We start from the raw sequence: 4,915 nt of genomic DNA, 5'->3' as shown, positions 1-4,915 counted from the left end.
TCCGCTTCATCCCCGCCTGCTGGAGACCCGCCTGAACGGGCGTTACCCTCGAGCCTGGTATGCGCGAGGGAAGCCGTTCCGGATCGGACATCCTCTCGGGGCGGCGATGATGGTTCGGGGGGAAGCCATCCGGGTGGTGGGGTTGCTGGATGAGGGCTACTGGATCTACGCGGAGGAGGTGGACTGGTGCTGGCGGATGGCGCGAGCGGGCTGGGAGCGTTACTGTGTGCCGGAGGCTGTGGTGGCGCATGCGAGCGGGGAGAGCGCCCGCCAGGCACGCCCGGAGATGATCCGGGCCCTCTGGGCCAGCCGGCTGCGGCTCTATCGCCAGCATTATCCCCGGTGGAAGTTCCGGCTGGCCTGTCGTCTGGTGGCCATAGGCGCGAGCTGGCGCGCCCAGGCGCTGGCCCGGACGGTGGATCCTGGGAGTGCAGCAATGCGGGCAGCTTATGAGGAGGTGCGGCGCATGGCGTTTCAAGCGGAAGAACTTTGATTGGGTTCGGCGCCTCGGCTCTAAAACCCCGGGAGAGCTCCGAAGTCGCCCGTGTCGTTCGGAGATTTCCGGGGCTGGAGCCGTTGGCCCCCGGCCCGAATCCTACAGGGATCAAGCAGTGTGGCCTCAGTCCCGAACTTCCCTTCACGAGAAAACCTATGCTGGCGGTGGTGATCCTCACCCACAATGAGTCTGCCTTTATCGAGGCATGCATCGAAAGCGTGCGCTGGGCAGATCGGGTGGTCGTCTTTGACTCATATAGTGACGATGACACCGTAGAGCGGGCGCGCGCCTGCGGGGCTATGGTCCTTCAGCATCCCTTCGAGAACTATGCCGCCCAGCGCAACGCGGCGCTGGCCCAGGTGGAGGCCGACTGGATCTTCTTTGTGGATGCCGACGAGCGGGCCACGCCGGAGCTGGCAGCGGAGATTCGGAGGGCCGTTCAGGATCCGCGTTACGTGGGCTGGTGGGTGCCCCGGCGGAACTATCTATTCGGACGGTTGACACGAGGCGGAGGTTGGTGGCCAGATTATCAACTGCGCCTCCTTCGTCGGGGCTACGCCCGATACGAACGTCCGGTTCATGAGATCGTGGTGCTGCAGGGCGAAGCCGGTTATCTTCGGAATCCTCTGATTCATTACAACTACGATTCCCCCGCCGAATTTCGGGCCAAGCAACGGGCCTACGCTCGGCTGGAGGCGCGAGCCCTCCGAGAGGCGGGGGTGCGGCCCCGCTTTTACACCCCCTGGACCATGATGGGGCGAGAGTTCTGGCGCCGCTTCATACAGCTCCGGGGTTACATCGACGGCCTGCATGGCCTCCGGCTGGCCGTGTGGATGGCCCTCGCCGTGTGGGAGACCTACTGGCTTCTGAAACGGGAAGTCTCATAATGGGGAAGCGGGTGGGGTTTGCTGAAGGGGATCCCGTCGGCTTCCCAAGCTCCCCCGAAATTCCCCACGGCCCTTTTCCCCGCCAGGTTTGAAAAGCTTCCTTCTCCTTGCTCCCGAAGGCGCAACGGGCCTGGGAAGAGAAGGATCAGCCTGCGATGACCCAAGGCCTGTATAGGCCGCCTCCCGTTGGCCCTTAAGGTTTTCTTAAGCTTCCCTTTATCTCTCCTTCAGGACAGCTGGGCTTCTCCTGCCTAAGATCATGCGCTGGAAGATTCGGCCGAAAGGAGGAGAGGCGATGCGCTGTCCGACCTTGCGCGCGATTGGTGGAATCGGGTTCGCCGCGTTGCTGGCCCTAACGGCCTGCGCCCGGGCCACGCCTTCGCCCACCTCGACGCCTACGCGCCCAGCTGCCACGCCCACAAAGGCTCTGCCCAGCCCGACGCCGACGAAGGCGCCCACCGCCACGCCGACGAAGGCGCCAACTCCGACGCCTACCACGGTTCCTACCCCGACGGTCACCCCTCGGCCGACGCCGAGCAAGGCCGTGACCGTCAAGGTGGGTGAAAGCGCTACGCTGGGCAAGTTTCTAACGGATGAACAGGGCTTCACCCTTTATGTGTTCATGAACGACCCGAAGAACACCAGCACTTGTGAGGCAGAGTGCGCGCAAAGGTGGCCGCCGTTCCTCACATCCGGCAAGCCGATCGCGGGCGCCGGCGTGAAGGCTGCCCTGCTGGGCACCATCCGCCGCAAGGACGGCACCACCCAGGTGACCTACAACGGCCATCCGCTTTATTACTTCTCGGGCGACACGAAACCCGGCGATACCCATGGCCAGGGGTTCAACAACCTCTGGTATGTGCTGAGCCCCGATGGGATGCCCATCAAGAAGTGAAGCCGCCCTGGGAACGGGAAGCGGGGATGGAGGAGGGATCTGGCCTGTCTTCCGTTCAATCCCTCTTCCCTCTCCCCTAAGGCGGGAGGGGGAAGGGGATGGAAACGAGAGGAGAAAAACCGTAACGCGAGGAGGAAAACCATGTTGCAAGGGTGGAAGAAATTCATCGGCGCGGTGTTGGGGAGCTTGCTCCTGTTGAGCTGGGGGACCGGGATGGCCTGGCCGCAGGCGGTCCGGCAGGCCCGTGCGCCTGCGCGGGTGATCGTGCGAGGGACCATTGCGAAAGTGGACCCGGCTGCGAAGAGGCTGGAGGTGAAAACCGCGAAAGGGGAAACAGTGGAGGTCGTCGGGACCGATAAGACCATCCTGCTGGTCATCGGGATCCGCAAGCCGACGTGGAGCGATCTCCATCCCGGCGAACGCGTGCTGGTGGTGGGGACCCGTGCGGATGGCAAAGTAGAGGCGCTTCGGATCGGCGTGCGGCCGCCGGTCCAGACTTTCCATGGAACCATCACGGAGATCCAGGAGAATCGCCTGGTCCTTGAGACCGCGAAGGGGAAGGCGAATCTGCTCACGGACGACCGGACGCGCTTCCACGTCCCCGGGGTGAAAAACCCTACCCTGAAAGATTTCAAAGCCGGCGACCGGGCGAACGCGCTGGGGGTGGGTCGTTTCGATGATACGTGGTATGTCACGCTGATGAGCCTGGTCCGTCGAGGCCGATAAGCCGTTCCCCGGGAGCCTCGTTGCAGGAAAGGTCTTCTTTCATATGGGGGGAACAGGAGGAGGGAAAAGGGTGCGGCGGTCTGCGGCCGCCGCACCCTCCATCGATCGATGAGGAAAGAGGATTCAGCCGATGATCCGGATTGGCGCGGAAGAGCTGTTCCTGATCTTTCTGCTGGCTCTGCTCCTTTTTGGACCGGGCCGGCTGACAGCCATCGCTCGGGAGCTGGGCCAGAGCGTTCGAGAGTTCCGACGTGGTCTGATGGGAGAGCCCGATCTGGCTTCCCGTTCTCATGATCGCGACTCCGCGGGGCCTCCGGGGCCTCCAACGCTTCCCTCCTGATCCGTTGCGCTCCTCTGTATCGGAGTCCGTCCTAATGACACGGCTCGGATCATGGCGGGTGTCTTTCTTTCTATTATCCAAAGCCTGGCTGGCGCTCTCCGTTGCTATGTTGAGTGCGGGCTGGCTCCTGTTGCGTCGTCGCACCCAGCCTGCCGAGCTCTGGCAGATTGAAGGATGGATCCTGATCGGGGGGCTGGGGATGGCGCTGATGGGGCTTTTCTTCTTGATCATCCATCTTTGGTGATCTTCCCATGCCGTGGAGTTATGGGTGGCGAAGCCATTCACTATCTCTGACGAGGAGTGTGAGCAAAAGATGATCGCGATCCAGTTCTCCAAAAAGGCGCTGAAGGATCTGGAGCGGTTGCCGGTCAAGCACCGCCGGCAGATCCTGGAACACGTGGCTGCGCTGGCCGAGGAAGCCAATCCTCATCTGACCAAGATCCGGCACGATCAGGGGCTTCTTCTGAGCCGTCGGGCTGGCGAATATCGCCTGTATGTGCAACGGCAGTGGAATCTGCTTCGGATCCTGGAGATCCGAAAACGAAATGATGCATATCGCTGAACCTTTTGTCCATCGCATCCATTCTATCGCATCCATGAGGACCCACGATGACCGCGAAGAGAGAATCTAGCTCCGAAATCGCAGGCTATCTGAGCGCGCTGAGCAGTGAGGACTATGCGGCTGTGCAGGCCGCTCGTCGGGCATTGGTCGCGATGGGGGAGCAGGCCATTGAGCCGCTCTGGGCTGCAAGGGCCCAGGCCGATGACCGCCTTCGCTGGGAGATCACCCGGACGCTGGTGGAAATCCGGGATCCCCGCACGGCGGATCGGCTGGTCCAGATCCTGATCGATGACCCGGATCCGGGCATCCGATGGCTGGCGGCGGAAGGGCTGGCGGGCATAGGGGAAGCCAGCCTGCGCCCCCTGCTGGAGGCCCTGGTTCATCATTCCGATTCGGCATGGCTTCGCCAGGGCGCCCATCACGTATTGAAAGCCCTGGCCACGGGGTCCCGCGAACCCTTCCTTCGCCCTGTTCTGCAAGCGCTGGAGAGCCTGGAACCAGTCCTCCAGGCTCCGGTCGTTGCTTATCAGGCCTTGGTGAGCCTCGGGCTGGACCGGTGAGGGGATAACGGCTTGCTGGAGGGATGGGGGGAGGGGAGGGCCTTCGGCCATCCCTCGCCCCTTGGAGTTGCGCTGTTCGCCTCTTCCTGATGGAGGCGTGGGGCGGAGCCGGGTCCTTCGACGCCCGGCTCTGCTTTCCCCGGTCCCAAAGGCCTTGGGAAGAGGAAAGATCCAGGGGATAGGGCTCTCACCCCTTGGGTGGGCGCCCAACGGCATAGCTCTTGAAAAGAGGACAAAACCCCACTGCGGATGCGGAGGAAGCGGCTATGGCAGCGATCACGACCGAGCGGACAGCGTCCGCTCAGCATGTGGGCTTACGGCGGGAGGTGACGGTCTGGGGGTCCTTCACCTGGGGGTATGCCGACGTGGGGGCGGATGTGTATGTGGCCCTCGGCCTGGTGATGGCCGCCGCCCAGGGAGCCACCCCGCTGGCCTTCCTCATCGCCGGG

The 4,915-nt window shown here is 63.2% G+C and carries 8 protein-coding genes and 1 pseudogene; all 9 read left to right on the top strand.

Translation table 11 applies throughout. The annotated features are described in order from the left end of the window. Positions 1-493 (top strand): glycosyltransferase family 2 protein (locus NZM16_RS06735; RefSeq protein WP_367281013.1); only part of this gene is annotated, 493 nt, incomplete at its 5' end. 158 nt (positions 494-651) lie between these two features. Continuing rightward, positions 652-1,383 (top strand): glycosyltransferase family 2 protein, encoded by a 732-nt coding sequence (locus tag NZM16_RS06730; RefSeq protein ID WP_295479488.1) that lies wholly within the window; start codon positions 652-654, stop codon positions 1,381-1,383. Between the two features lie 295 nt (positions 1,384-1,678). Further along, complete coding sequence (locus tag NZM16_RS06725; RefSeq protein ID WP_295479484.1) at positions 1,679-2,278, top strand: hypothetical protein; 600 nt, start codon at positions 1,679-1,681, stop codon at positions 2,276-2,278. 141 nt (positions 2,279-2,419) lie between these two features. Then, complete coding sequence (locus NZM16_RS06720; protein ID WP_295479479.1) at positions 2,420-3,004, top strand: DUF5666 domain-containing protein; 585 nt, start codon at positions 2,420-2,422, stop codon at positions 3,002-3,004. 130 nt (positions 3,005-3,134) lie between these two features. After that, on the top strand, positions 3,135-3,344 hold the full coding sequence (locus tag NZM16_RS06715) for a twin-arginine translocase TatA/TatE family subunit (RefSeq protein ID WP_295453063.1): 210 nt from the start codon (positions 3,135-3,137) through the stop codon (positions 3,342-3,344). 34 nt (positions 3,345-3,378) lie between these two features. After that, the gene (locus tag NZM16_RS06710) at positions 3,379-3,588 is read left to right on the top strand and encodes a hypothetical protein (protein WP_295453061.1); all 210 of its coding nucleotides are present in this window, start codon (positions 3,379-3,381) and stop codon (positions 3,586-3,588) included. Positions 3,589-3,657: 69 nt separating this feature from the next. Further along, positions 3,658-3,906 (top strand): type II toxin-antitoxin system RelE/ParE family toxin, encoded by a 249-nt coding sequence (locus NZM16_RS06705; protein ID WP_295479477.1) that lies wholly within the window; start codon positions 3,658-3,660, stop codon positions 3,904-3,906. A gap of 47 nt (positions 3,907-3,953) precedes the next feature. Beyond that, complete coding sequence (locus NZM16_RS06700; protein WP_295453056.1) at positions 3,954-4,466, top strand: HEAT repeat domain-containing protein; 513 nt, start codon at positions 3,954-3,956, stop codon at positions 4,464-4,466. A 266-nt stretch (positions 4,467-4,732) separates the two neighbouring features. Continuing rightward, a pseudogene (locus NZM16_RS06695) lies at positions 4,733-4,915 on the top strand (hypothetical protein); the annotation flags it as partial.

Origin of the sequence: Thermoflexus sp. (assembly GCF_025055495.1) — a bacterium.
Lineage (GTDB): Bacteria > Chloroflexota > Anaerolineae > Thermoflexales > Thermoflexaceae > Thermoflexus.
Note: the sequence above shows the minus strand (reverse complement) of the source record. Positions and strands in the feature narration are given on the sequence as shown.